We start from the raw sequence: 25578 nt of genomic DNA, 5'->3' as shown, positions 1-25578 counted from the left end.
CGCGCCGCCTATTCGGCGGCGCAGGCGCCGGGATTGTTCGGGTGGGTCGTCCAGTTGGCATACTCCGCCTCGACCACCTTGCCGGTGCGCGGATCCACCTCGCCCGCCGCCATTTCCTCCATCGTGATGCAGCCCTCGACCGGGCAGACATTGACGCAGAGGTTGCAGGCCACGCATTCCTCGTCGATCACCTCGAAGACGCGCCCCTCGGACATGGAGATCGCCTGATGCGAGGTATCCTCGCAGGCCGCATAGCAGCGGCCGCATTTGATGCAGAGATCCTGGTCGATCACGGCTTTGGCGACGTAGTTGAGGTTCAGATCCTGCCAGTTGACCGTGTTGGGCACGGCGCGCCCGACGATTTCGGATGTGCTCTCATAGCCCTTCTCGTCCATCCACTGGCTGAGGCCCGAGATCATCTCCTGCACGATCTTGAAGCCATAGGTCATCGCCGCCGTGCAGACCTGCACGTTGCCGGCGCCGAGCGCCATGAACTCGGCCGCATCGCGCCATGTGGTGATGCCGCCAATGCCGCTGATCGGCAGGCCGCGGGTGGCAGGATCGCGGGCGATCTCGGCCACCATGTTGAGCGCGATGGGCTTGACCGCGGGGCCGCAATAGCCGCCATGGGCGCCTTGCCCGTCGATGGTGGGTTGGGGCGCGAAAAGGTCGAGATCGACCGAAGTGATCGAGTTGATCGTGTTGATCAGACTGACCGCATCCGCGCCGCCTTCCATCGCCGCTTGCGCAGGTTTGCGGATGTCGGTGATGTTGGGCGTCAGCTTGACGATCACGGGCAGATCACTGTGTTTCTTGCACCAATGCGCGACCTGGCCCACGTATTCGGGCACCTGGCCCACGGCGCTGCCCATGCCGCGCTCGCTCATCCCGTGGGGGCAGCCGAAGTTGAGCTCGACCCCGTCACAGCCGGTATCTTCGACGCGGCGCAGGATTTCCTTCCACGCGTCCTCGTTGACGGGCACCATGAGCGACGCGATCAGTGCGTGGTCCGGATAGTCCCGCTTGACGCGCGTCATTTCCTCCAGGTTCACTTCGAGCGGCCGGTCGGTGATGAGCTCGATATTGTTGAGGCCCAGCAGGCGTCGATCAGCGCCGTAGATCGCGCCATAGCGTGGCCCGTTGACGTTGACGACGGGCGGCCCGGCCTCGCCCAGTGTTTTCCACACGACGCCGCCCCAGCCGGCATCGAAGGCGCGGCGCACGTTGTATTCCTTGTCCGTCGGCGGCGCCGAGGCCAGCCAGAACGGATTGGGGGATTTGATCCCGATGAAGTCGCTCGTGAGGTCGGCCATGGCTCAGCCCTCCGCCATCAGTGTTGCATGGATATCCATCGCGGCATCGCGGCCTTCGGCCACTGCCGTGACGGTCAGATCGTCGCCGCCAGCGGCGCAATCGCCGCCTGCCCAGACCAAGGCAGTGCTGGTGCGGCCCGCGCCGCTCACGGCGATCTTGCGTCCGTCGAGATCGGGCAGGCCCGCGCCCTCCAGCGTCTGGCCGATGGCGCGAAACACCTGGTCGGCGGCAAGGCGGAAGGTCTGGCCCGTCGGCTTGAGCGCGTCATCGGTGTATTCGAACTCGATCTCGCGCACCGCGCCATTGCCGATCACGGCGACGGGGCTGGCATTGGTGATGATCCGCACGCCCGAAGAGGCGGCCAGATCCTGCTCGAATTCGCTTGCGTTCATCCGCTCGCGGCCCCGACGATAGACCAGCGTGACATTCAGCGCACCAAGGCGCTTGGCCTGCACGGCGGCGTCCACCGCGGTCATTCCGCCGCCGATCACCACCACGTCGCGCCCGATGGGCAGGGTCGAAAGGTCGCTGGCCTGCCGCAGGTCGGCGATGAAATCCACCGCATCCTGCAGCCCCTCCTTGTCCTCGCCCTCAAGGTGCAGCGCGTTGACACCGCCGAGGCCGATGGCCAGAAATACCGCGTCGAAATCCGACTTGAGCTCGTCCAGCGTCATTTCGCTGCCCAGCGCCTTGCTCGTCTCGATGGATATCCCGCCGATCTTGAGTAGCCAGTCGACCTCGCGTGCGGCGAAATCATCGGGCGTCTTGTAGCTGGCGATGCCGTATTCGTTCAGCCCGCCGGGCTTGGGCCGTGCGTCATAGACCGTGACGTCGTGGCCCAGCATTGCGAGGCGATGCGCGCAGGAAAGCCCCGCAGGACCGGCGCCCACGACGGCCACGCGCTTGCCCGTCTCGGGCGCGCGGGTGAAGGGATGCACGCCCGCCTCCATGAGCGTATCGGTGGCATAGCGTTGCAACTGGCCGATCAGGACCGGCTTGCCTTCGGCGACCTCACGCACGCAGACCTCCTCGCAGAGCGTCTCGGTCGGGCAGACGCGGGCGCACATGCCGCCCATGATGTTCTGGCTGAGAATCGTCTTGGCCGCCGCCTCGGGCGTGCCGGTGGCGATCTGCCGAATGAAGAGGGGGATGTCGATATCCGTGGGGCAGGCCGTTATGCAGGGCGCGTCGTGGCAAAAATAGCAGCGGTCAGCGGCAACAAGCGCCTCGTGCTGGTCAAGCCTCGGATGCAGGTCCGAGAAGTTTTCGGCGTAGTCGGCATCCGGCAATCTGCCTGCGACGATACCGGGGGTCAGTGCGCCTTGGGTCATGGCGTCCTCCTTTGGCAAGGGGTGGCTGGCGTCGAGTAAAGCACGGAATTATTTTTTATCAAACGGTAAAATTTAGAGGTGGCGATATTTTGTGGCGCCCAATGTGGCGAATGCGCACTTTTCGTGCGCTTGGGGGCGCCCAGGCATGGACGGTAAGGATGCATTAACCATTCGTGTCGCAGAGTGAGGCAATGAGATATGTCATGATCCTCATTGTCGCCGTGCTTGCCTTGATGGCCTGCGACACGCCCGGCCCCACCTTTCGCGGGGTCGAGCCTGTCCGCATCAGCCTGCGCGGCGACGTCTTTGACGTCCGCATCGACGGCGTCCGCGCCGAGGCGATGCGCCTCAATGCGCGCTGGGCGCCCAATCTGGACAGCGTCGCGCCGAACGGCGTCGCCGCAATCGAGGAAGTGTCGGGCTGCCGTGTGCGCAAGCTGTATGGTGATGCCGCATTGATGGCCGCGCGGCTGGATTGCGGTCAAAAGCTGGAGCCTCTCCCGCGCGGGTTTTCCTACACGTGTGACGTCTATGAGATTTTTGATGGGCTGGCCGAGCTTGATTGCAGACCGGATCCGGTGTGACCGGCGCCGCTTGATCTTGGCATGGCTTTGCGCCTATAGACCGCGCAGGGGCAGCATCGCCTACCAAGGATGATTTCCATGAACTACAAGGCACAAGGCGCGCCCAAGATGGGCCGCAACGCACCGCGCCATACCGAGCATAATGCACCCGGATCGCAAAAGGATCCGTTTGGCAAGCGCGGCAAGGGGCGTCCGGGCAAGGCGGAGTTGCTGAAGCGGATGAAAAGCGCGCAGGCGAAGGGCTCGGCCGAGTAGGCCAAATGGCTATCGCCCTGCGCTAGAGCGCCTTCTCCATGTAGACGCTGACATCATTCGGCGCATAGTCGCCGAACAGTCCGCAGCGCACGTATCCGTGGCGCTCGTAAAGGCGCACCGCACCCGCCAGCACATCTGCCGTCTCGAGCCGCAATAGGGATATCCCTGCTTGGCGCGCATGATCTTCGAGCGCGCGCAGAATGGCTGCGGCCACGCCGTGCCCGCGAGCCTCGGCCGCGGTGAACATCGACTTGATCTCGCCATAGCCGCCGTTGACGACCAGCGCGCCGGTACCCAAAACCTCGCCATCCCTGCGGGCGGCGACGAAATGCACCTCGGGCGCGCAGAGCGCCTCGAAGCCAAGAAAGTAATTTTCCTCCGGCTCGAACAGCTCCTGCATCATCGCGTGGCTCTGCGTCAGCAGGGCATGCGGGCCGGGGGCAAGGGGGCTTGCAGGCTCGATGATCAACATGGGCGCGATCTGGCCCTCGCGCAGACGACAAGTCAAGTGGATCCGGGCGCGAAAACCTCTCCTTGCGTCAATATATTGTGGATAACCTGCCGCCATCTGCCAGATGCGGGGGTATTTCATTGACAGAATGCCACAGCGGCGGCCACATTGGCGGCCAGTTAGACCCGGCCCGCGGCCATTTTTGGAGACGACCCACCCTTTGCGCTTTTCCAAGCTCAAACTCAACGGCTTCAAAAGCTTTGTCGACCCGACCGATCTCATCATCGGCAGCGGGCGAACGGGGGTGGTCGGCCCCAACGGCTGCGGCAAGTCCAACCTGCTGGAGGCGCTGCGCTGGGTCATGGGCGAGAACCGCCCGACCGCGATGCGCGGCGGCGGGATGGAGGATGTGATCTTTGCCGGCGCCTCGTCGCGCGGCGCGCGCAACTTTGCCGAGGTCACGATCCATATCGACAACACTGACCGACTCGCGCCCGCAGGGTTCAACGACAGCGACCATATCGAGATCGTGCGCCGCATCACCCGCGACGTGGGCAGCGCCTATCAGGTCAACGGCAAAGACGTGCGCGCCCGCGATGTGCAGATGCTTTTTGCCGATGCGTCCACCGGCTCGCACTCGCCCGCGCTGGTGCGGCAGGGCCAGATCTCGGAGTTGATCAATGCCAAGCCCAAATCCCGCCGCCGCATCCTGGAGGAGGCGGCAGGCATTTCGGGCCTCTACCAGCGCCGCCACGAGGCCGAACTCAAACTAAAGGGCGCCGAGGCGAATCTCGCGCGTGTCGATGATACGGTCGATCAGCTGGCCAGCCAGCTGGCGACTCTGGCGCGGCAGGCGCGACAGGCCGCGCGCTATCGCGCCATCGGGGACGAGCTGCGCACCGCCGAGGGGCTGCTGCTCTACCGGCGCTGGCGCGAGGCGGATGAGGCACTGAACGTCGCGCGCGCCGAGCTGCGCGAGCGCACGGCCGCCACGGCCCACGCCGAAGCGGTCGCGCGCGAGGCGGCCCAAGCCCGTGCCGCCGCCGACGATGCCCTGCCCAAACTGCGCGAGGAAGAGGCGATTGCCGCCGCCATTCTGCAGCGCCTCAGCGTGGAGCAGGGCAGCCTTGCCGACCAGGAGGCCGCCGCGCGCGCGCGGATCGACACGCTGGAGGGGCGTATCGCGCAACTGGTGCGGGATATCGAGCGTGAGGCAGGTCTTAATTCCGACGCCGGCGACACGATCAAGCGGCTGGAATGGGAGCAATCCGAGCTGCAGAAGGCCAGCGAGGGGCATGATGCGCGGCTGGAGGCCGCGGCCGAGGCCGCGCGCGAGGCCAGCCAGACTTTGCAGGCGCGCGAGGCGGACCTCTCGACCCTGACCGAGGATGTCGCGCGGCTGTCGGCGCGGCACCAATCGGCGCAGCGCCTTTTGGCCGACAGCCGCAAGACGCTGGAGCGGAGCGAGGCCGAGGAGGCGCGCGCGCGTGCCGCAGTCGAGGAGAGCCGAGCCGCGATGGATAAGGCCGGGGCCGAGTTCGACGCGGCAACCCAGGCCGAGGCCGAGGCACTGACCGCCGCCCAGGCCGCCGAGGCCGCGCTGACTACCGCCGATGCGGCGCGCAGCGACACTCAAACGCGCGAAGCCGCAGCGCGGGCGGAGCGCAGCGAGGCCGAGGGCGAGCTGAGCGCGATCAGCGCCGAGGTCTCGGCCCTTGCGCGCCTTCTGGAGCGGGACACGGCCGAGGGTGGCCAGATCCTTGATCGGCTTCAGGTGCAGCAGGGCTATGAAAAGGCGCTGGGGGCCGCGCTGGCCGATGATCTGCGCGCGCCTCAGGTGGGCCCGGATGGGCCCTCGGGCTGGGCCGAGCTGCCGCCCTATGACGTGCCCCAGCCTCTTCCCGCAGGCGTGCCGCCTTTGACACAGAACGTCTCTGTGCCCGATGTGCTGGCCCGCCGGATGGGGCAGATCGGCCTCGTCGATGCGGATGACGGTCTGCGCTTGCAACCGCAGTTGAAGCCGGGTCAGCGGCTGGTCAGCATTGAGGGCGATCTCTGGCGTTGGGATGGCTATCGCGCCTGGGCCGAGGATGCGCCCTCGGCCGCCGCGCTGCGGCTGGAGCAACTGAACCGGCTGGAAACATTGAAACAACAGATGGCTCATGCCACCGCCCGCGCGGATGGTGCCAAGGGCGCGCATGAGGCGCTAGGCCGCCAGTTGGCCGAGCGGACCGAGGCCGACAAGGCCGCGCGCGCCGCCCGCCGCGCCGCGGATACCGCGGTCAACGATGCCTCTCGCGCGCTTAGTCGCGCCGAGGCGGACCGCAACCTGGCGGCCTCCAAGCTCGAGTCGCTGGGCCTGGCCGTGACACGCCACGGGGACGAGGCGATGGCGGCTCGCGCGCAGCTGGCCGAGGCGGAAAAGGGTCTTGCCGATCTGGGTGATCTGGAGGCCGAGCGCGCCCGCGCCGAGGATATCAAGATGACGGTCGAGGCCGCGCGCATCACGATGATGACGCGCCGGTCGTCCCATGACGAACTGCGCCGCGAGGGCGACGCGCGTTTGCGCCGCAGCCAGGAAGTGACCAAGGAAATCAGCGGCTGGCGCCACCGGCTCGAGACCGCCGAGAAGCGCAGCGCCGAGTTGCAAGAGCGCAAGGAGGCCTCCGAAGCCGAGCTGGCCGAGGCCGCATCGCAGCCCGAAACACTGGCTGCCAAGCGTGCCGCGCTGGCAGGCAAGATCACCGATGCCGAGGCGCGTCAGGCTTCCGCCCGCGACAGGCTCAGCGCGGGCGAGGGCGCACTGCGCCAGGCAACCGAGGCCGAACGCGCCGCTGAGCGCGCCGCCGGCGAAGCCCGCGAGGCCCGCGCACGCAGCGAGGCGCGCACCGATGCCGCCGCAGAGGCCCGCCGCGCCGCACATCAGCGCATCGCCGACGACCTTGAGACGTCGCCAGAGGCATTGCTTGAATCGCTGGAGGCCGATGTCGACAAGATGCCCGGATCGGAGACGATCGAGGCCGAGGTGAACCGCCTGAAACGTCAGCGCGATGCGCTGGGCGCCGTCAACTTGCGCGCCGAGGAGGACGCAAAGGAGATCGAGGAAGAGCACGGCACGCTGATCGCGGAAAAGACCGACCTCGAAGAGGCGATCAAGGCCTTGCGTAGCGGGATCGCAAGCCTCAACCGGGAGGGGCGCGAGCGGCTGCTGACCGCTTTCGAGCAGGTGAATTCCAACTTCGCCATGCTCTTCAAGCACCTCTTTGGCGGGGGCGAGGCCAATCTGGTGCTGGTCGAGTCGGACGACCCGCTTGAGGCCGGCCTTGAGATCATGTGCCAGCCGCCCGGCAAGAAGTTGAGCGTTCTCAGCCTGCTATCCGGCGGTGAGCAGACCCTGACCGCGCTTGCTCTGATTTTTGGCGTCTTTCTGGCCAATCCGGCGCCGATCTGCGTGCTGGACGAGGTGGATGCGCCGCTGGATGACGCCAATGTGGCGCGCTTTTGCGATCTTCTGGACGAGATGTGCCGCCGCACTGAAACCCGCTTTCTCATCATCACGCATAATGCGGTGACAATGAGCCGGATGGACCGGCTTTTTGGCGTCACGATGGCCGAGCAGGGCGTATCGCAACTGGTTTCGGTCGATCTGAAAAAGGCCGAGGCGATGGTCGCCTGATCAGAGGCGATCCAGCGATGTCTGCGCAGGTCAGGCATCTGCGGGCAAGCCCAGTTTCCGTGCGCATCCTGAACCGCCGCGCGCGCCCCGGCGCTCAGGATGCCGTCGATCCAGTCCAGCATTTCAAGGTGGTCTGAAACCGCAAGTCAAGGATTGCGCCCGTATGATCCCGGAGATCACGTGAGGAGGGCGACCCCACATGCACCGACCAACACGGTGCTCCACGCACGCCAGAGCACACGGACCGCCGCTTCGATCTGCGCTGGACCGCCAGCTCGCAGGCCATTCGGATTGACGAATGGATAGTCCTGCATCTGCCCATCATATCTGCGCGGCCCCGACAGGGCCACGCAGATGCTGCGCGCCATCGCGGCTTCGGGCCAGCCACCATTGGGCGAGCGGTGCTGGCGCGCCTCGCGCTTGATATCCGCCCAGGAGGGGCGCGGATGGGTCAGCAAGACGATCAGCGCGGCGCTCAGGCGCGCAGGGATAAAGTTCAGCAGGTCATCGAGGTGTGCTGAGGCCCAGCCAAAGGCCTGGAACCGTGGCGTGCGGTGACCGATCATGCTGTCCGCCGTATTGACCGCCTTGTAGATCGCTAGGCCGGGCAGGCCAGCCAGCGCGAGCCAGAATAAGGGGGCGATGACCCCGTCGCTGAAATTCTCGGCCGCCGATTCGATGGCCGCACGGGTGATGTCCGGCGGCTCCATCACGCTGGTATCGCGGCCAACAATCATCGCGACGGATTTGCGACCCGCCTCGGTCGAGTGGCGCAGGGCGGTGGCGACGGCGGTCACGTGGTCGACAAGTGATCGCTGGGCAAGCAGGATGGCCGCGGCGATGACTGTGATGACGCCGCCCAGTTGCGCCGTAAAAAGCGCCGCACCCCCTGCGCCAAAACAGAGAACCAGAAGCGCCACGACCCCCTTGGCCCGGCGCACGCGCCCGTGGTTCAACCGCCGTTCCAGCATCTCTATTGCGCGGCCCATCAGCACGGCTGGATGCGGCAACCGCGACCAGATCCAGCGCGGCTCGCCCATCGCGGCGTCCATCAGCATGGCCAGGGTGACTATTGCGGCGATGGTCATCGATATGTCCTTGAAGGCTGGCGGCACAGGGCTTGGTGCGTTTGATCTGAACCGTCGCTGCAGTGCAAGAGGCGCCGCTTGCGGCCTTGGCAAATCGGTGACGCACAAAAGTTTCGTAAATTCTTAACTTGATTGCATCAGGATTCGCGGCATCGTTATTTCGAGGGGCCTGCCAGGGAGGGAAAGAGATGGATATGCATTTGCCGCGCGATGTGCAGGACGGGCTGGATGCAGCAAGACGTGCGGCGCAGTTGAAGAGCCATCGGTTGAGGGTCGAAGTGGGCGATACGTCCTACCGTGTGCTCCGGGCCTGGCCGGGCGGTTTCGCGGTGGACGCCGACGATGCGCCGCATCTGCGCGGCCTTGTGGATCTTTATGACGGCAGTCGGCACCTGTCGCATTGCCTGATCGTCGCCGCGTCAGAAGAGGGGGGCGAGCGCATTTTCGACTACAAGCTGATGACCGAGGCCAGTGGTGAGCAACCTGCCGATTTCGTGCGCGCCGCGGATGCTCCGTCCGCACTTCTGGAAGCGCCTGCGCGACGCGGTGGCGGCTAGGCCGCCTCGGGCCCGGCCCTTGGCCGAGCCCGCAATTCGGCTACTGGAGGTCCGAGAAGGCCTCTTGCAGGCGCTTGACGGCCTCGATGATGCGGGCGCGCGGAGTGGCGAGGTTGAAGCGCAGGAAGTCTTCGCCGCCACTTCCGAAGGTCGCACCGTGGCTGGCCGCAATGCGTGCTGTCTTCTCGACGCGATCGGTGGTTTCCGCAGGGCGCATACCAGTGCCCGAGAAATCGACCCAAGCCAGGTAGGTTGCTTCCAGCGGCATGGAGCGCGCGCCGGGAATGGCGCTGATACCCTCGTCGAACACCTTGCGATTACCGTCGATATAGGCGCAGAGCGCATCCAGCCACGCCGCGCCTTCGGGGGAATAGGCCGCCTCGGTCATGTAGAGGCCAAGGGAGTTGGCCGAGATGCCCATGGCCGCCATCCGCGCCGCGAACCGCTTGCGCAACGCCGGATCGTGAACGATGACGTTACCCGTATGCGAACCCGCGATGTTGAACGTCTTGGTTGCGGCTGACATCATGACCAACCGATCCTCCACCCCATCGATCCGGGCCATCGGGACATGACGATGCCCCGGCATGACCAGGTCGTGATGAATTTCGTCCGAGACGACGATCAGATTGTGCCGCTGGGCAAAATCGGCGACCTGGTTCAGTTCGGTCTCGGTCCAGACGCGCCCACCGGGATTATGCGGCGAACAGAGGATCAGCATCGTCTCGCGGCCCGTCATTTGGGCGTCGTACCGCTCGAAATCCATGATATATTTGCCGTCGTGCATCGCCAGCGGGCATTCCACCACCTCGCGCCCCGCCGCTTTGATCACGCGCGCAAAGGCATGGTAGACGGGCGTGAAGAGGACCACGCCGTCCCCCGGGTCGGTAAAGGCGTCAATGCACATCGCCGTTCCGTTGACGAGACCGTTGGTCGTGAAAATCGCGTCCTTGTCGACGGTCCAGCCGTGACGCTCTTTCATCCACCATTGGATGGCGGTGCGGTAGGCCCCTTCATCGCCGTAATAGCCATAGATGCCCAGATCTTGCATCGCCGCGACCGCGTCCGATACGCAAGTGGGCGGCCGGAAATCCATGTCTGCGACCCACATGGCGATCCCGTCCTTGGGACTGACGCCATAGAGCGGCTCCATCATGTCCCACTTGCTCGAATGGGTGCCGACGCGGCCGATAATTTCGTCGAAGTTCATGCGGGTCTCCTTGTTGCCGCGCAATTTCAGGCTGACCGGCACGCTAACGGGTAGGGCGGCAAGCGCAAGGGCCGTTGCACTGGCGCGGTGCTTGTCCTACATGCCCTGCATGAAAATGCCGATCCTGATCCACCCCGATCCCCGCCTGAAGAAGGTCTGCGCGCCCATCGAAGACGTGACGGGCGAGATGCGCACGCTGGCCGAGGACATGCTGGAAACCATGTATCACGCGCCGGGAATCGGCCTTGCCGCGCCGCAGGTGGGCATTCTCAGCCGCCTCATTGTGATGGATTGCGTCAAGGAAGAGGGCGAGCCGGCCCAGCCCATGGTGATGTTCAACCCCGAGGTGACGGCCAGCTCTGAGGCGCTTAACACCTATGAGGAGGGCTGCCTCTCGATTCCCGACCAGTTCGCCGAGGTCACACGCCCCGCCGAGGTGGAGGTCCGCTGGATCGACATGGATGGCAAGGAGCAGACCGCCGGGATGGATGGCCTCTGGGCTACTTGCGTGCAGCACGAGATCGACCATCTGAACGGCAAGCTATTCATAGACTATATCGGCCCGATGAAGCGGCAGCTGATCACGCGCCGGATGCAGAAGCTGAAACGCGAACAGGCGCGGGGCTGAGATGCCCGTGCGCCGCTGTATTCTCTGGCCGGACAAGCGGCTGCGTACGCCCGCCACGCCGGTCGAGGCGATCACGGACGAGATCCGGGCGCATTGGGACGACATGATCGACACGATGGAGGCAATGCCGGGCGTTGGGCTGGCCGCGCCGCAGATCGGGGTGATGCTGCGCCTTGCCGTGGTGGACGCAAGCGAGGCGCGCGGGCAAGGGGTTCGCATGGCCAATCCCGAGGTGCTGCACGCCAGCGCGCAGATGCGCCCGCATGAAGAGGCAAGCCCCAATCTGCCCGGTCTCTCGGCGCTGGTCGCGCGGCCCCGCGCAGTCACGGTGCGGTTCCTGAATGCTGCGGGCGAGATGGAAGAGCGAGACTTTGTCCATCTCTGGGCCACGTCGGTGCAGCACCAGATCGACCATTTGAACGGGCGCATGTATTATGATCGCCTGACCAAACTTCGCCGCGACATGTTTCTGCGCCGCGCACGTAAAGTGATGGGTTAGATATGCGCGTTATCTTCATGGGAACGCCTGATTTTTCCGTTCCGGTTCTTGAGGCGCTGGTGGGTGCCGGGCACGATATCGCGGCCGTTTATTGCCAGCCGCCACGCCCTGCCGGACGCGGCAAGAAGGACCGTCCCACGCCCGTCCATGCACGCGCCGCCGAGCTTGGGCTGGACGTGCGCCACCCGATGTCGCTCAAGGACGAGGCCGAGCAGGCGGAGTTTGCTGCGCTGGGCGTGGATGTGGCGGTGGTCGTGGCCTATGGGCTCATCCTGCCGCAGGCGGTGCTGGATGCGCCGGTGCGCGGGTGCCTCAATATCCACGCCTCGTTGTTGCCGCGCTGGCGTGGGGCGGCACCGATCCATCGCGCGATCATGGCCGGTGATGCCGAGACAGGCATCTGCATCATGCAGATGGAGGCGGGCCTGGATACAGGGCCGGTTCTGATGCGGCAGGCGACACCCATTGGCCCCTTCGAGACAACCGGCGCGCTGCATGATCGGTTGAGCGCGATGGGTGCCGCGCTGATCACTGAGGCGCTGGAGAAGCTGGATGATCTGACGCCCGAGGTGCAGCCCGAGGACGGCGTGACGTATGCTGCCAAGATCGACAAGGCCGAGGCGCGCATCGACTGGAGCCGTGATGCCGCGCAGATTGACCGCCAGATCCGGGGCCTTTCGCCCTTTCCGGGGGCGTGGTGCGAAATGGCGGGCCAGCGTGTCAAGATGCTGGCCTCGACCCTTGCGAGCGGCTCAGGTGCGCCGGGCGAGGTGCTGGAGGCTGGCCCAGGCGGCGTGATCGTGGCCTGCGGGCATGGTGCCATTCGGCTTTTGCGCTTGCAGCGGGCCGGGCGCGGGGCGCAGGATGCAGGGGAGTTCCTGCGCGGCATGGCCGTGCCGGTGGGCACGCGGCTATAAGGCAGGCATATGTTTCCAACCATCATGGGCACGGTCGTAATTGCGGGTATTGTCGGATATCTATCCGAAAAATCCGGCTTTACCCATAACGGCATCGTTCAATCGATCATCATCTGCATCGGCGGTGCGTTTCTCGCCTATTTCCTGCGGCTCATGTTCGGCGTCGGCTTTGGCTCGCCCGGGCTGAACGCCATTGCCTCGTCGGTCGGAGCGCTGATCATCGTGCCGACCCATTGGCGCGGACGGCGCTAGGCGCAGGCCGCGAGATTTGAGAGGTCCGGCAGAATGAAGCAGGGCTGTGCTACTGCCGCGGCGGGCGCGCCTTGTACACCGGCAGGGACCAGCCGAAAGTGAGCGAGCCTGCGCGCAGCGCCCAGGTGACTACGGCGCAGCCACCAAGCACGATGAGCGGCTCGGCGGTGACCTCGCGCAGCAGAACGGCGGCGAGTGCGCCCGCGAAGGCGGCGCTCACATAGAGCTCACCTTGTTTCAGGACCAAGGGCACCTCGCCGATGACCACGTCGCGCATCAAACCGCCCATGCAGCCGGTAACCATGCCCATCAGCACGATGATCGGCGCGGGCTGCGCCATCAGCATGGCGACCGAGACGCCCGCCGGAACCGCGACCGCCAGCGCGAAAGCATCGAGCCAAAGGAGCCAGCGATAGCGGCTCTCGACCAGATGGGCAGTGAAAAAGATGAGGGCGGCGGCCGAGGAGGCGATGAGGATATAGGTCGGATCGCCCATCCAGAAGATCGGGTTGCGGTCCAGCATCACGTCGCGCAGCGTACCGCCGCCCACGGCAGTGAGGCAGGCAATGAAGGCAAAGCCGACAATGTCGAGCTGCGCGCGACTGGCCACCAACGCGCCGGTGAGCGCGAAGATGAGGACCGAGGCGTAGTCCAGAAGGACCGGCGCGCTCATTTGGCTGGTTTCCTGAAAGGGACCATGCCCTCACGCGCCAGCTCGTCGGCGCGCTCGTTCTCGGGGTGGCCGGCATGGCCCTTGACCCATTCCCAAGTCACGTCGTGGCGCGCCTGCGCTTCGTCGAGGCGCTGCCACAGTTCGGCATTCTTGACCGGCTTCTTAGCGGCGGTCTTCCAGCCGTTGCGCTTCCAGCCGTGGATCCAGCCGGTCACGCCGTTCTTGACGTATTGGCTGTCGGTGACGATGGTCAGCTTCGACGGCTTCGCTAATGTTTCGAGTGCGTTGATAGCCGCCAAAAGTTCCATCCGGTTGTTGGTGGTATTGGCCTCGCCGCCACTGAGGCAGCGCTCCTTGACGATCCTTTCGCCGTCCATCGCGCGCAAGAGGGCGCCCCAGCCACCGGGGCCGGGATTGCCGGAACAGGCTCCGTCGGTATAGGCGTAGAGGTCAGCCATGCGCGTGGATCACAACCCAGTCGGACATCTCGCCTGAAAGTCCCTTGTCGCGGCCCGTCCAGCTGGCCTCGGGGGTGAAGCCGGCATTTCGCAGCAGCGCGCGCAGCTCTTCCTCGGTGTAGTAGGTATAGAGGCGTCCGATGGTGTCGCGCTCCTCGCCCGTTCCGGTTTTCATGCCGATATGAAAAAGTCCGCCGCGTTTCAGCGCCGTTTTCAGTGCCGTGAGGTGGCGCGGCAGATCGGCGCGCGCGGCGTGAAGAAGGCTGAAATTGGCCCAAATGCCATCGTAGATGTCATGACCGGAGATGTCAGCGAAAGCGGCCTGCCACGCGGTCACGCCGGGGCGAGATGCGGCCATTGCGACCATCTCGGGCACGGCGTCGGTCGCATCCACTCGCAATCCGGCTTTGGCCATCTGCCCGGCGGCTCGCCCCGGACCGCAGCCGAGATCCAGCACCCGGGCGTTTGATGGCATGGCTTTGAGGAAGGTGGCAAGATGCCTGTCCCCCTCCAGATCCGCCGTCATGTCGTCATAGGCCTGCGCCTGCGCGCCGTAGACGGCCAGTGTTTCGGGATCGACGCTCATGCGAAAACACCGATGGCAAGGCAGGCCAGCACAATGATGGTCAGAAGGACCCGCAGCTGCATCCACCATGCAGGCGCGAGGCCGTAGCGCCAGAAAAACCAGTCGAGCGCAAGAAGCCCGATGAAACCCGCCATCAGCGAAATGCCCGCGCTCGATGGCCCGCCGCCCGTGGTGAAAAAGGCCCAGAGCGCAGGGATCACCGACAGGCCATACCCGGTTGCCGCCTGCGCGCCGTCCAGTTTGGTGGCAAAGCCCCAGAGGACGCCAGACATGAAGGACAGGATGATCGCGCCGTAGAAGAGCATGACATAGGGCCCGGCGAAGCGCGGGCCGATACTACGTGTCGTCCACTCGGCAAGACCGGGGTTCAGCACCGTCACGGCGCCCCAGACAAATGGGATCAGCCCGGCCAGGCCGAGCAGCAGGGCCGAGCGCGGAATCGCCGTCATGCGGGCGTCCTCAGCACGCGGGGCACCTTGAACTCCACGTTTTCAACAGCCGTCTCCACCTGCTTGATGGTGACGTCATAGCGCGCCTGCAACGCTTCGATCACCTCATTGACCAGCACTTCGGGGGCCGAGGCGCCGGCGGTGACGCCGATGGTGCGAATGCCTTCCAACGCGCGCCAGTCGATATTCGCCGCCCGCTGGACCAGCTGGGCATAGCCGCAGCCGGCGCGCGCGCCGACCTCGACAAGGCGGCGGGAGTTCGAGGAATTGGGCGCGCCGACGACCAGCATCGCCTCGCATTCGGCGGCCATTGCCTTGACCGCCGCCTGGCGGTTGGTGGTGGCGTAGCAGATATCTTCCTTGTGCGGCCCCTGAATCGCCGGGAAGCGGGCATTCAGCGCGGCCACGATGCCGATCGTGTCATCGACGCTGAGCGTGGTTTGCGTGACATAGGCCAATGCGCTCTCATCGCGCACGTCCAGCTTGGCCACGTCTTCTTCGGTCTCGACCAGAAGGACCGCGCCGGGGGGCAGCTGGCCCATCGTGCCGATGGTCTCCGGGTGGCCCTCATGGCCGATCATGATGATCTGAAGGCCCGCCTCATGGTGGCGCTCGGCCTCGATATGCACCTTGGAGACGAGCGGGCAGGTGGCATCGACATAGATCATCTGCCGCTTGTCGGCCTCGGCGGGCACCGATTTGGGAACGCCATGGGCGGAAAAGATCACCGGGCGATCATCGGGGCATTCGTCCAGCTCTTCGACGAAGATCGCGCCCTTGGCACGCAAATCATCCACCACGTATTTGTTGTGCACGATCTCGTGCCGCACATAGACGGGCGCCCCCCATTTGGCCAGCGCCATCTCGACGATCTTGATCGCGCGATCGACGCCCGCGCAAAAACCGCGCGGGGCGGCAAGATAGAGGGTGAGGGGGGATTGGGTCATGTCGCGCTCCTTGTGGACAGAGGTATGCGACAGCGCGCCCTGCGTCCAGAGGGGAAGGCGGATTTGGCGCAGGCCCGTGTGGCCCGCGCCGTGCTGATGTCAGTCCTGCGCCTCGAACGCGCCCGCGCGCTCGGCATGCGTGTCGCGGGGCGGGCGCCCGATCACATCCTTGAGATCGTCAAGCTCGATGAAATTGTCGGCCTGTCGGCGTAATTCGTCAGAGATCATGGGCGGCTGGCTGCGGATGGTCGATACGACCGAAACGCGCACGCCTTGGCGCTGCAGCGATTCGACCAGCGGGCGGAAATCGCCATCGCCGGAGAACAGCACGATATGATCCACGCGCGGGGCCAGCTCCATCGCATCGACCGCCAGCTCGATATCCATGTTGCCCTTGACTTTGCGGCGGCCCTGACTGTCGGTGTATTCCTTGGCCGGTTTTGTCACCATGGAGAAGCCGTTGTAATTCAGCCAGTCGACCAGCGGGCGAATGGGGGAATACTCGTCACTTTCCAGAAGTGCGGTATAATAGAATGCGCGCAGAAGTTTCCCCCGCCGCATGAATTCGGCGCGCAGCAACTTGTAGTCGATGTCAAATCCCAGCGCTTTGCCCGCAGCGTAGAGATTGGATCCGTCTATAAATAGCGCCAGGCGCTCGTCCTTGTAAAACATGGTTTGGTCCTCAATCTTTCTGGCGGCTGTTCCCCGCGGCGCAAAAAGGATAGTAAAAAGTGGTCCGCATCTGCCGGAAAAGGGGGGAGTCCCGCATGACAAGGCGAGGACGTAATTCCCATTGTAACGCTGAACAAGTGCGGGGAGGTCCAGATTTAGATGGGTGACGCGACGACACCTGACGAGGATTATGCCGATATTTTGATCGCTATGGGCGGAAATACGCCATCTGAGGCTGGCGGGCCGGCCGATACGATGCGTGCGGCGCTGGAAGCGCTGCAAGAGGGGGGCGCGACCATCAAAGCCGTCAGCCCATTCTATGCGACGCCTTGCTTTCCGGCGGGGGCGGGGCCGGATTTTGTGAACGCTGCGGCCAAGCTGGCCATGGATGCCGGGCCAGAAGAGGTTCTGGCGCTATTGCACCAAGTTGAGGAGCAGTTTGGCCGCACCCGCACGCGGCGCTGGGGTCAGCGCACGCTGGATCTGGATCTGATCGCTTATGGCGCGCAGGTGCTGCCGGACCGGCAGGCACATGGTGCATGGGTGGCGCTTGACCTTGAGGCGCAGATGCAGCGCGCCCCGGATCGTCTGATCCTGCCGCATCCGCGGATGCAAGAGCGCGGCTTCGTGCTGGTTCCGCTGGCGGATGTGGCACCGGACTGGCGGCATCCGGTGACGGGCCGAACGGTGGCGCAGATGTTGGCAGAACTGTCGCCCGAGCGCACCCGTGAGGTCGTGCGCCAGCCATAACGCGCTTGCACCTTGCCGCGCTGCCGCGTAGAGAGCAGGTTTACACCCCGATCCTACTTATTCCGGAGGTCTCATGGCCCGCGTAACGACCGAAGACTGCGTCGACAAGGTTCCCAACCGTTTCGATCTGGTGCTGCTTGCCGCACACCGCGCCCGCGAAATATCGGCCGGGGCGCCGCTGACCGTCGACCGTGACAATGACAAGAACCCCGTCGTCGCCCTGCGCGAGATCGCCGAGGAGACGCAGAGCGCCGCCGACCTGCGCGAGCGCATGATCGAGTCGAACCAGACCGAGATCGAAGTCGATGAGCCCGAAGAGGACCAGATGGCGCTTCTGATGGGCGGCGAGGCCGACAAGCCCGCCGAAGACGATATGTCAGAAGAGCGCCTGCTGCGCGAATTAATGAGGGCGCAAGGGCAGGGCTGACCCCCGCACGCCTTGTGAGTATGCCGCGCCGCGCGGTGGGTGAATGTGATGATTACCGCCGACGACCTCATCGCGCTGGTCCGCACTTATAATCCACGCTGCGACGAGGGCCTTTTGCGGCGGGCCTACGAATACGGCCTGCGGATGCATGAGGGGCAGACCCGTCATTCAGGCGAGCCCTACTTCTCGCACCCCATCGCCGTCGCGGCCATCCTCGCCCAGCAGCGGCTGGGCGATGCGACGCTGGTGACGGCCCTTCTGCATGATACGATCGAGGACACGCGCGCCTCCTACACCGCCGTGGCCGAGATGTTCGGCACCGAGATCGCCGATCTGGTCGATGGCGTCACCAAGCTGACCAATCTCCAGCTCAGTTCGTCCGAGACCAAGCAGGCCGAGAATTTTCGCAAGCTGCTGATCGCGATGTCCAAGGACCTGCGCGTGATTCTGGTCAAGCTGGCCGACCGTCTGCACAACATGCGCACGATCAAGGCGATGCGCCCGGACAAGCAGGTGCAAAAGGCGCGCGAGACGATGGATATCTATGCGCCCCTCGCGGGGCGCATGGGCATGCAATGGATGCGCGAAGAGCTTGAGGATCTGGCCTTTCGCGTGATCAATCCCGAGGCGCGCGCCTCGATCATGCGCCGCTTCATCACGCTGCAGCGCGAATCGGGCGACGTGATCACGCGCATTACCGGCGATATCCGCAAGGAGTTGGCCAAGGTCGGCATCGAGGCCGAGGTGCTGGGACGCGCCAAGAAGCCCTATTCGATCTGGCGCAAGATGCAGGAAAAGGATCTGGCCTTTTCGCGTCTGTCGGACATCTACGGATTTCGTATCATCTGCGAGAGCGAGAGCGATTGCTATGCCATCCTCGGTGCGATCCACCAACGCTGGCGCGCGGTGCCGGGCCGGTTCAAGGACTACATCAGCCAGCCCAAATCGAACGGCTACCGCTCGATCCACACCACCGTTTCAGGCCGCGACGGCAAACGGGTCGAAGTGCAGATTCGCACGCGCCAGATGCATGACGTGGCCGAATCGGGCGTGGCAGCCCATTGGTCCTACCGCGACGGCGTGCGCAGCGAGAACCCCTTTGCCGTCGATCCGGCCAAATGGATCAGCACCCTGACCGATCAGCTGGGCAGCGACGAGGATCACGAGGATTTCCTCGAGGCGGTCAAGCTGGAGATGTATTCGGACCAGGTCTTCTGCTTTACGCCCAAGGGCGATGTCATCAAGCTGCCGCGCGGCGCGACGCCGATCGACTTTGCCTACGCGATCCACACCCGCATCGGGAACGCGGTGGTCGGGGCCAAAATCGATGGGATGCGCGTGCCCCTCTGGACCCGGATCAAGAACGGCCAGTCGGTCGAGGTGATCATCGCCGACGGCCAGACGCCGCAATCCAGCTGGCTGGACATCGCCACCACCGGCAAGGCCAAATCCGCCATCCGCCGCGCCCTGCGCGAGCAGGATCGGGGCCGCTATATCAAGCTGGGCCGCGAGTTGGCCCGCGCCGCGTTCGAGCATGTGGGCAAGCGCGCGACCGACAAGGCACTGACCGCAGCGGCGCGCAACCTGCGCCTGACCGATACCGGCGCCTTGCTGGCGCGCCTGGGCAGTGCCGAGCTGACCGCCCGCGATGTGGTCAGCGCCGTCTATCCCGACCTCGCCCCGCAGGATGGCGAGGAGGTGGGCCGCGACCGCGCGGTGATCGGTCTCGAACCCGGCCAGCGCTTCGAGCGGGCGAAATGCTGCGAGCCGCTTCCGGGCGAGCGGATCGTGGGCATCACCTTTCGCGGGCAGGGCGTGACGGTTCACGCCATCGATTGCGACATGCTGCAGAATTACGAGGACCAGCCCGAGCGCTGGATCGACTTGGCCTGGCACTCGGGAACGCATGCGGCGGCCTACAGCGTGTCGCTTGAAATCACCATGAGCAACGACGCCGGTGTGCTGGGCCGTATTTGCACCTTGATTGGCGAGTGCAACGCCAATATCTCCGATCTGACGTTCCTTGACCGCAAGCCCGATTATTTTCGTATCCTGGTCGAGGTCGAGCTGCGCGACGCCGAGCAGTTGCACAGCCTCATGAGTGTTCTGGACGCCGATAGCGACGTGGCCCAGATCGAGCGTCGCCGCGACGTTGCCCATGCCTCCGGCAAGGGCGCAACCTGAACTAGGAAGAGGGCTTCTCTTGGTCTTCAAGCGACGAGACAGAAGATCCGTCTGGAGGGCCACCGCAGGTTTCTTCTGGCCCAAGGGCGGATGGACGCGCGCGGCCAAGTATGTGCAGCACCGCGTCACCCGTCTGCCCGATCCGCCCCACCGGATCGCGCGGGGCATATTTGCGGGCGTGCTGGTCACGTTCTCGCCGTTCTTCGGTCTGCATTTCCTGTTGGCCGCGCTGATCGCCAAGATCCTGCGTGGCAATATCGTTGCCTCGCTTCTGGCCACTTTCGTTGGCAATCCGCTGACCTTTCTGGCCATTGCGGCCAGCTCGCTTCAGACCGGGCATTTCCTTTTGGGCAATGCCGGGCAGCATCCCGCGGGCGACCGCACCCTGGCCGAGAAATTCGGCGGCGCGGCGGCGGACCTGCAGCACAACATCCTCGCCATCTTCACCACCGAGCAGGCGCATTGGAGCAAGCTGATCGTGTTCTATCAGGATGTCTTCCTGCCCTACATGATCGGCGGCATCGTCACCGGGCTGATCGCGGGGCTGGTGGCCTATTACACCTCGCTGCCGATACTCATGGTTTACCAGAAGCGTCGGCAGGCCAAGCTGAAGGCAAAATGGATCGCGCTCAAGCAAAAGGCGGCGGTAGAAGATGCGAAAGCGTCACACTCCGGTACCACGCCGCGCTAGACGGCTTGACGGGACGGTACTGCGGCCTTTCTTGTGTAAGGAGTTCGGGACCGGGCGCGTTGCCGGTCCCTTGGCCCTTGGGGGGACCATGCCTGATACATCCAAGCTACGCCTCGGCGTGAACATCGACCATGTCGCAACCTTGCGAAACGCGCGCGGCGGCGCCGTGCCCGACCCGGTGCGCGCGGCGCTTCTGGCCGAGACGGCCGGGGCCGACGGCATCACCGCGCATCTGCGCGAGGACCGTCGGCATATCATCGACAGTGATATCGACGCGCTGATGGCGCAACTGAGCGTGCCGCTGAACTTCGAGATGGCCGCGACGGAAGAGATGGCGCAGATCGCACTCAGACACAAACCGCACGCCGTCTGCCTCGTCCCCGAGAAGCGCGAAGAGCGCACGACCGAGGGCGGGCTGGACGTAGCGCGAGACGAAGCCAAGCTGACGCGCTACATCGCGCCGCTGCGCGAGGCAGGCAGCCGGGTATCGATCTTTATCGGCGCCGACGCGGATCAGATCGCGGCCGCCGCCCGCACCGGCGCCGAGGTGATCGAGCTGCATACCGGCGCCTATTGCGATGCCCATGCCGAGGGCCGTTTCGACGAGCGTGACCGCGAATTGGCCGATCTGCGCGACATGGCAACCTATGCCCATTCGCTGGGCCTTGAAGTGCATGCCGGCCACGGCCTGACCTTCGATACCGTCGCGCCCATCGCCGCGCTGCCCGAGGTCGCCGAGCTGAATATCGGCCATTTCCTGATCGGCGAGGCCGTCTTCATCGGGCTTGAAGCGGCGATTGTCCGAATGCGCGCCCTGATGGAGGCGGCGCGATGAACTATCTGCGCTACGGCGGCATTTTCGTCGCCGTCGCCATCCTGTCGGCACTGATCGTTTTCGCGCTGAACACTTGGGCGGATGCCGGCCTCGGCTCTTCCGGGCAGCTTCTGGCGCCCGCGATGATCGCTGCCCTGCTCGAAGGGCGATCCTTCGTTCGGGATGAGGAGCGCATGCCGAATTCGTCCGAGGCGTGGAACTTTGCGCTTCTGGCCACGGCGTTGGCCATCTCGCTGAATATCATCCTCAGCTTTGGCGCGACCTATGTAATCCCCGCAGGCTCGGCGCAGAGCATCGCACCAGTGGGCACGCGGCCCTTCTGGATCATGCTGGGCATCTCGGCGGTGATCTACCTGCTTTCCAACCGCTTTTTCCTTGGCCTAGGCGCGCGCAACGAGGTGACGCGCCGCGACAAGCCGGATGCCTCCTGATGCGGCCTGGCTGCACATGATCCTCGGCATCGGCACCGATCTGGCCAATATAGATCGTATCGCCCGCACGCTTGACCGCTTTGGCGACCGGTTCCGCAACCGCGTCTTTACCGAGGTCGAGCAGCGAAAGGCAGAACGCCGCGCTGACACGCCCGGCACCTATGCCAAGCGCTGGGCCGCCAAGGAGGCTTGTTCCAAGGCGCTGGGCACCGGCCTGCGCATGGGCATCGCGTGGAAGGACATGGCTGTCAGCAATCTGCATACCGGCCAGCCGGTAATGGATGTCACTGGCTGGGCCGCGGACAGGCTGGCCGAGATGACCCCGCCTGGCCATACCGCCCTCATCCACGTCACCCTGACGGACGATCACCCCTGGGCGCAGGCTTTCGTCGTTATCGAAGCGCGGCCCCTTAAATGAGATCGGCCCCGCGGCATCCTGCCTCGCGCCGTGCCGCGGGTTGACTTGCCCCGCCCCCACGCCCATGAAGCGTCTCGACTGGACCCATCCATTTGAACAGGCGGAGACCGCGCATGGCCAAAGATGCCAAGACAGGCAATCCCATCGTCGAGACGATCAAGACGGTGGTTTTCGCGCTGCTGATCGCGGGCGTCTTTCGCACGCTGTTCTTTCAGCCGTTCTGGATCCCCTCGGGGTCGATGAAGGATACGCTGCTGATCGGCGATTTCCTCTTCGTGAACAAGATGGCCTACGGCTATTCCTACGCCTCTTGCCCGTCGGTGCGCATCGGCGCGCTGGGAATCGACATCGATGCCGAGGATATCTGCGGCTTTCTCGACGGCGACAACACCCGCCTTTGGGGGGACGAACCCGAGCGCGGTGACATCATCGTCTTTCGCCACCCGGTCAACCACAAGGATTTCATCAAACGTCTGATTGGCCTGCCCGGCGACACCGTCCAGATGAAGGACGGCGTGCTGTTTCTCAACGGCGAGGCGGTCCCGCGTGAGGATGGCGGCACGTTTAATGAGATTTACGCACCGCAAGGCTCGATGAACAGCCGCCCACGCTGCGAAAATGGCGTGGTGGGCGAGGGCGCGACCTGCTCGAAATCGCGCCAGATCGAGACGCTGCCGAACGGTCGCTCCTACGGGGTTCTGAACATCGACGACCAACGCTCGGACGATACCGGCGTCTTTACCGTGCCCGAGGGGCATTACTTCTTCCTCGGGGATAACCGCGACAATTCCACCGACAGCCGCTATCCCCAGACCGTTGGCGGCGTTGGCTTCGTTCCCTATGAAAACCTCATCGGGCGCGCGGGCCGTGTCATTTTCTCATCGGCAGGCAGCTCCATGCTCTATTTCTGGACATGGCGGGGCGACCGCTTCTTCAAGAGGCTCGATTGAAACTCTCGGGCGATCTGACCGAGTTCGCGGCGCGGCTGGGGCATAAGTTTGCCCGGCCCGAGTTGCTGATCGAGGCGGTGACGCATCCCTCGATGTCCTCGCCCTCGCGCGCCGACAACCAGAGGTTGGAATTTCTGGGCGACCGCGTTCTGGGCCTCGTCATGGCCGAGGCGCTGTTGGCGCATGATCCGGACGCTGCCGAGGGCCAGCTGGCCCCTCGTTTCAACGCGCTGGTGCGCAAGGAGGCCTGCGCCGATGTCGCGCGGCAGATTGACCTTGGCAAGGTGCTGAAACTCGGCCGCTCCGAGATGCTCTCGGGCGGGCGCCGCAAGGAAGCTCTGCTGGGCGACGCGATGGAAGCGGTGATCGCTGCTGTCTATCTCGATGCCGGTTTCGATGCGGCGCGTGACGTGATCACGCGCCTCTGGGCCGGGCGTATCGATGCGGTGGCCGAGGATGCGCGCGATGCCAAGACGGCGCTGCAGGAATGGGCCCAGGCGCGCGGCATGGCCCCGCCGCGCTATGTCCAGACTTCGCGCTCGGGCCCGGACCATGCGCCCCAATTCACCATCACCGCCCAGCTCGAAAACGGCGCGTCCGAGGCGGCCTCGGCCGGCTCGAAACGTCAGGCCGAGCAGGCGGCGGCGCAGGTCCTGCTGGCGCGGCTCGAGTCCGGCGCCAAGCCGTAATTTGGCGCGAAAACGCCCCCGGAGGTTTCCTCGCGGGGGCGCTGCATGGCCATATGGATGCGCGTTTAGAGCGCGGCGGCCATGATCGCGGGCAACCCAAGCATACCCGCCGTGATGAGTGCGATAGACAGTGCAAGACCCTTGAACATTCAGCTCCTCCTCGTTGCTACGTACTGGTGAAATAGGCGGCTCTTGGCAGCCTCCCATGCGACCGGGTGCCGCAGGTTATCCACCGGACATGGCGCGGCCTCTGGGCAATCGCGCGCCGATCGGGTAGGGGAGTGGCTCGCAACCAATGGATATGTCCCCCATGAGCACACGCGCCGGATTCGTAGCCCTGATCGGTGAGCCGAACGCAGGCAAATCGACCCTGCTGAACCGCATGGTCGGTGCCAAGGTCTCGATCGTCACGCACAAGGTGCAGACGACCCGCGCGCGTATCCGCGGCGTGGCGCTTGAGGGCGAGACACAGCTTATCTTTGTCGACACCCCCGGCCTTTTCCAGCCGCGCCGCCGCCTCGACCGCGCGATGGTCGCCGCCGCCTGGGGCGGGGCCTCGGATGCCGATGTGGTCGTCCTGCTGATCGAAGCGCATCGCGGCATCACCGAGGGCGTGGAGCGCATCCTCGAAAACCTGCCCAACGTCACTAAGGGCCGCAAGGTCGCGCTTGCCATCAACAAGATCGACCGCGTCGAATCGACCAAGCTGCTGTCTCTGACCAAGCAGATGAACGAACGCTTCGCCTTTGACGAGACATTCATGATCTCGGCCGAAAAGGGCCACGGCGTCGATGCCCTGCGTCAGTGGCTGGCAGGCGAGATGCCCGAGGGCCCATGGCTCTACCCCGAAGACCAGATCGCGGACCTGCCGATGCGTATGATCGCCGCTGAGATCACCCGTGAGAAGCTGACACTGCGCCTGCATCAGGAACTGCCTTACCAACTGACCGTCGAGACGGAAAACTGGGAAGAGCGCGATGACGGCTCGGCCCGCATCGATCAGCTGATCTATGTCATGCGCGACGGACACAAGGGCATCGTGCTGGGCCGCAAGGGCGAGACGATCAAGCAAGTCGGCGCCGCCGCCCGCGCAGAGTTAGAGGAGTTCCTTGGCCGCCGCGTGCATCTTTTCCTGCAGATCAAAGTGCGTCCCAACTGGCTGGAAGAGGCCGAGCGCTATTCCGAGATGGGCCTCGACTTCAAGGATGGTAACTGATGCCATGGCCGCCCTTCACTGTTCTGAAAATACTCAGATCCGGCGCCTGAAATGACGCGCCTAACCGCGGATTTCTGGGTGCATGCCTATCTCGCACGCCTGCGCGGGCTCGATATCCCAGCCTTCGTGACCGCCCATGGCGATGACACCTCGGGCGCCGTTCTGGTCAAGCTCAACACGCTCGACGGCAATGCCGCCGCCTATCAGCGCAGTTTTGATCTGATGTCAGGCGCGCGCAAATGGGACACGCTCACCCAAGGCCCCGAGGCCGAGGTGGACGCCGCCATCACCCGCCAGCGCGGCTTTGACCCCGATCTTTGGGTGATCGAGGTCGAGGACCGCGCGGGGCGGCACCTGCTGGACCAGCCCGGCCTTGCCGATTGAGGCGCTTGCCATGGCCGCGTTGCGTGTGCCTGATGGCAGAGCAGAGGGGGCGTGGT

General features: G+C 64.8%; 30 protein-coding genes. 19 read left to right on the top strand and 11 right to left on the bottom strand.

Features of this window, described 5'->3' with window-relative positions; genetic code table 11:
- Positions 1 to 8: 8 nt before the first annotated feature.
- A complete protein-coding gene (preA, locus tag ACEWPM_RS03670; RefSeq protein WP_393961846.1) occupies positions 9 to 1313 on the bottom strand; it encodes an NAD-dependent dihydropyrimidine dehydrogenase subunit PreA in 1305 nt (434 codons plus the stop codon).
- Positions 1314 to 1316: 3 nt separating this feature from the next.
- Positions 1317 to 2645, bottom strand: coding sequence for an NAD(P)-dependent oxidoreductase (locus tag ACEWPM_RS03665; protein WP_393961844.1), 1329 nt, complete (start codon positions 2643 to 2645; stop codon positions 1317 to 1319).
- A 203-nt stretch (positions 2646 to 2848) separates the two neighbouring features.
- Between ACEWPM_RS03665 and ACEWPM_RS03660 the strand changes: the two genes are divergently transcribed.
- On the top strand, positions 2849 to 3229 hold the full coding sequence (locus tag ACEWPM_RS03660) for a hypothetical protein (RefSeq protein WP_393961843.1): 381 nt from the start codon (positions 2849 to 2851) through the stop codon (positions 3227 to 3229).
- Between the two features lie 78 nt (positions 3230 to 3307).
- Positions 3308 to 3484: a hypothetical protein gene (locus ACEWPM_RS03655; protein ID WP_393961841.1), complete on the top strand. Its 177-nt coding sequence runs from the start codon at positions 3308 to 3310 to the stop codon at positions 3482 to 3484.
- Between the two features lie 22 nt (positions 3485 to 3506).
- On the opposite strand, the gene ACEWPM_RS03650 is transcribed toward ACEWPM_RS03655, so the two are convergent.
- On the bottom strand, positions 3507 to 4076 hold the full coding sequence (locus ACEWPM_RS03650; protein ID WP_393961839.1) for a GNAT family N-acetyltransferase: 570 nt from the start codon (positions 4074 to 4076) through the stop codon (positions 3507 to 3509).
- A 79-nt stretch (positions 4077 to 4155) separates the two neighbouring features.
- On the opposite strand from ACEWPM_RS03650, the gene ACEWPM_RS03645 reads away from it, so the two are divergent.
- Entirely contained in the window at positions 4156 to 7611 is a 3456-nt protein-coding gene (locus tag ACEWPM_RS03645) for a chromosome segregation SMC family protein (RefSeq protein WP_393961837.1), read from the top strand.
- 176 nt (positions 7612 to 7787) lie between these two features.
- On the opposite strand, the gene cbiB is transcribed toward ACEWPM_RS03645, so the two are convergent.
- A complete protein-coding gene (cbiB, locus tag ACEWPM_RS03640; RefSeq protein ID WP_393961835.1) occupies positions 7788 to 8699 on the bottom strand; it encodes an adenosylcobinamide-phosphate synthase CbiB in 912 nt (303 codons plus the stop codon).
- A 188-nt stretch (positions 8700 to 8887) separates the two neighbouring features.
- On the opposite strand from cbiB, the gene ACEWPM_RS03635 reads away from it, so the two are divergent.
- The gene (locus tag ACEWPM_RS03635; protein ID WP_393961833.1) at positions 8888 to 9256 is read left to right on the top strand and encodes a hypothetical protein; all 369 of its coding nucleotides are present in this window, start codon (positions 8888 to 8890) and stop codon (positions 9254 to 9256) included.
- Between the two features lie 40 nt (positions 9257 to 9296).
- Here ACEWPM_RS03635 and ACEWPM_RS03630 read toward each other — a convergent pair whose 3' ends face one another.
- On the bottom strand, positions 9297 to 10466 hold the full coding sequence (locus ACEWPM_RS03630; protein ID WP_393961831.1) for a MalY/PatB family protein: 1170 nt from the start codon (positions 10464 to 10466) through the stop codon (positions 9297 to 9299).
- 109 nt (positions 10467 to 10575) lie between these two features.
- On the opposite strand from ACEWPM_RS03630, the gene def (ACEWPM_RS03625) reads away from it, so the two are divergent.
- The 4 genes from def (ACEWPM_RS03625) to ACEWPM_RS03610 are packed head-to-tail and all read left to right on the top strand — an operon-like array spanning position 10576 to position 12762.
- The gene (gene def, locus ACEWPM_RS03625; protein WP_393961829.1) at positions 10576 to 11094 is read left to right on the top strand and encodes a peptide deformylase; all 519 of its coding nucleotides are present in this window, start codon (positions 10576 to 10578) and stop codon (positions 11092 to 11094) included.
- A 1-nt stretch (position 11095) separates the two neighbouring features.
- Positions 11096 to 11593 (top strand): peptide deformylase, encoded by a 498-nt coding sequence (gene def, locus ACEWPM_RS03620; protein WP_393961827.1) that lies wholly within the window; start codon positions 11096 to 11098, stop codon positions 11591 to 11593.
- Between the two features lie 2 nt (positions 11594 to 11595).
- Entirely contained in the window at positions 11596 to 12510 is a 915-nt protein-coding gene (gene fmt, locus ACEWPM_RS03615; protein WP_393961825.1) for a methionyl-tRNA formyltransferase, read from the top strand.
- A gap of 9 nt (positions 12511 to 12519) precedes the next feature.
- Positions 12520 to 12762 carry a hypothetical protein gene (locus ACEWPM_RS03610; RefSeq protein ID WP_393961823.1) on the top strand — a complete coding sequence of 81 codons (243 nt, stop codon included), beginning with the start codon at positions 12520 to 12522 and terminating at the stop codon, positions 12760 to 12762.
- Between the two features lie 49 nt (positions 12763 to 12811).
- Here ACEWPM_RS03610 and ACEWPM_RS03605 read toward each other — a convergent pair whose 3' ends face one another.
- From ACEWPM_RS03605 to ACEWPM_RS03580, 6 genes are all read right to left on the bottom strand, one after another.
- Positions 12812 to 13435: a trimeric intracellular cation channel family protein gene (locus ACEWPM_RS03605; protein WP_393961821.1), complete on the bottom strand. Its 624-nt coding sequence runs from the start codon at positions 13433 to 13435 to the stop codon at positions 12812 to 12814.
- Entirely contained in the window at positions 13432 to 13893 is a 462-nt protein-coding gene (gene rnhA / locus ACEWPM_RS03600) for a ribonuclease HI (RefSeq protein ID WP_393961820.1), read from the bottom strand. The genes ACEWPM_RS03605 and rnhA overlap by 4 nt, the downstream gene beginning before the upstream one ends.
- Positions 13886 to 14479 carry a class I SAM-dependent DNA methyltransferase gene (locus ACEWPM_RS03595; protein ID WP_393961818.1) on the bottom strand — a complete coding sequence of 198 codons (594 nt, stop codon included), beginning with the start codon at positions 14477 to 14479 and terminating at the stop codon, positions 13886 to 13888. The genes rnhA and ACEWPM_RS03595 overlap by 8 nt, the downstream gene beginning before the upstream one ends.
- Positions 14476 to 14928, bottom strand: a complete 453-nt coding sequence (locus ACEWPM_RS03590) for a DUF3429 domain-containing protein (RefSeq protein WP_393961816.1) — start codon at positions 14926 to 14928, stop codon at positions 14476 to 14478. The genes ACEWPM_RS03595 and ACEWPM_RS03590 overlap by 4 nt, the downstream gene beginning before the upstream one ends.
- Positions 14925 to 15875: a 4-hydroxy-3-methylbut-2-enyl diphosphate reductase gene (gene ispH, locus ACEWPM_RS03585; protein ID WP_393961814.1), complete on the bottom strand. Its 951-nt coding sequence runs from the start codon at positions 15873 to 15875 to the stop codon at positions 14925 to 14927. Before ispH ends, ACEWPM_RS03590 begins: the two co-directional genes overlap by 4 nt.
- A 99-nt stretch (positions 15876 to 15974) precedes the next feature.
- Positions 15975 to 16547 carry a LabA-like NYN domain-containing protein gene (locus ACEWPM_RS03580; RefSeq protein WP_393961812.1) on the bottom strand — a complete coding sequence of 191 codons (573 nt, stop codon included), beginning with the start codon at positions 16545 to 16547 and terminating at the stop codon, positions 15975 to 15977.
- A 159-nt stretch (positions 16548 to 16706) separates the two neighbouring features.
- Between ACEWPM_RS03580 and folK the strand changes: the two genes are divergently transcribed.
- From folK to ACEWPM_RS03525, 11 genes are all read left to right on the top strand, one after another.
- Positions 16707 to 17297 (top strand): 2-amino-4-hydroxy-6-hydroxymethyldihydropteridine diphosphokinase, encoded by a 591-nt coding sequence (gene folK, locus ACEWPM_RS03575; RefSeq protein ID WP_393961810.1) that lies wholly within the window; start codon positions 16707 to 16709, stop codon positions 17295 to 17297.
- Positions 17298 to 17370: 73 nt separating this feature from the next.
- Entirely contained in the window at positions 17371 to 17724 is a 354-nt protein-coding gene (gene rpoZ, locus ACEWPM_RS03570) for a DNA-directed RNA polymerase subunit omega (protein ID WP_393961808.1), read from the top strand.
- A gap of 48 nt (positions 17725 to 17772) precedes the next feature.
- Complete coding sequence (locus ACEWPM_RS03565) at positions 17773 to 19908, top strand: RelA/SpoT family protein (protein WP_393961806.1); 2136 nt, start codon at positions 17773 to 17775, stop codon at positions 19906 to 19908.
- Positions 19909 to 19927: 19 nt separating this feature from the next.
- Positions 19928 to 20599, top strand: a complete 672-nt coding sequence (locus ACEWPM_RS03560; protein ID WP_393961804.1) for a DUF2062 domain-containing protein — start codon at positions 19928 to 19930, stop codon at positions 20597 to 20599.
- A gap of 88 nt (positions 20600 to 20687) precedes the next feature.
- A complete protein-coding gene (locus ACEWPM_RS03555; protein WP_393961802.1) occupies positions 20688 to 21434 on the top strand; it encodes a pyridoxine 5'-phosphate synthase in 747 nt (248 codons plus the stop codon).
- A complete protein-coding gene (locus tag ACEWPM_RS03550) occupies positions 21431 to 21865 on the top strand; it encodes an ABZJ_00895 family protein (protein ID WP_393961800.1) in 435 nt (144 codons plus the stop codon). Before ACEWPM_RS03555 ends, ACEWPM_RS03550 begins: the two co-directional genes overlap by 4 nt.
- 16 nt (positions 21866 to 21881) lie before the next feature.
- A complete protein-coding gene (gene acpS / locus ACEWPM_RS03545; RefSeq protein ID WP_393961989.1) occupies positions 21882 to 22283 on the top strand; it encodes a holo-ACP synthase in 402 nt (133 codons plus the stop codon).
- A gap of 113 nt (positions 22284 to 22396) precedes the next feature.
- Positions 22397 to 23233 carry a signal peptidase I gene (gene lepB / locus ACEWPM_RS03540; RefSeq protein WP_393961798.1) on the top strand — a complete coding sequence of 279 codons (837 nt, stop codon included), beginning with the start codon at positions 22397 to 22399 and terminating at the stop codon, positions 23231 to 23233.
- Entirely contained in the window at positions 23230 to 23922 is a 693-nt protein-coding gene (rnc, locus tag ACEWPM_RS03535) for a ribonuclease III (protein ID WP_393961796.1), read from the top strand. The genes lepB and rnc overlap by 4 nt, the downstream gene beginning before the upstream one ends.
- A 310-nt stretch (positions 23923 to 24232) precedes the next feature.
- Entirely contained in the window at positions 24233 to 25138 is a 906-nt protein-coding gene (era, locus tag ACEWPM_RS03530) for a GTPase Era (RefSeq protein WP_393961794.1), read from the top strand.
- 51 nt (positions 25139 to 25189) lie between these two features.
- Positions 25190 to 25522, top strand: a complete 333-nt coding sequence (locus ACEWPM_RS03525; RefSeq protein ID WP_393961792.1) for a DUF1491 family protein — start codon at positions 25190 to 25192, stop codon at positions 25520 to 25522.
- Positions 25523 to 25578 lie beyond the last annotated feature (56 nt).

It is taken from the genome of Roseovarius maritimus (assembly GCF_043355895.2).
GTDB classification, from domain to species: domain Bacteria; phylum Pseudomonadota; class Alphaproteobacteria; order Rhodobacterales; family Rhodobacteraceae; genus Roseovarius; species Roseovarius maritimus.
This window is presented reverse-complemented; position numbering and strand designations above follow the sequence as displayed.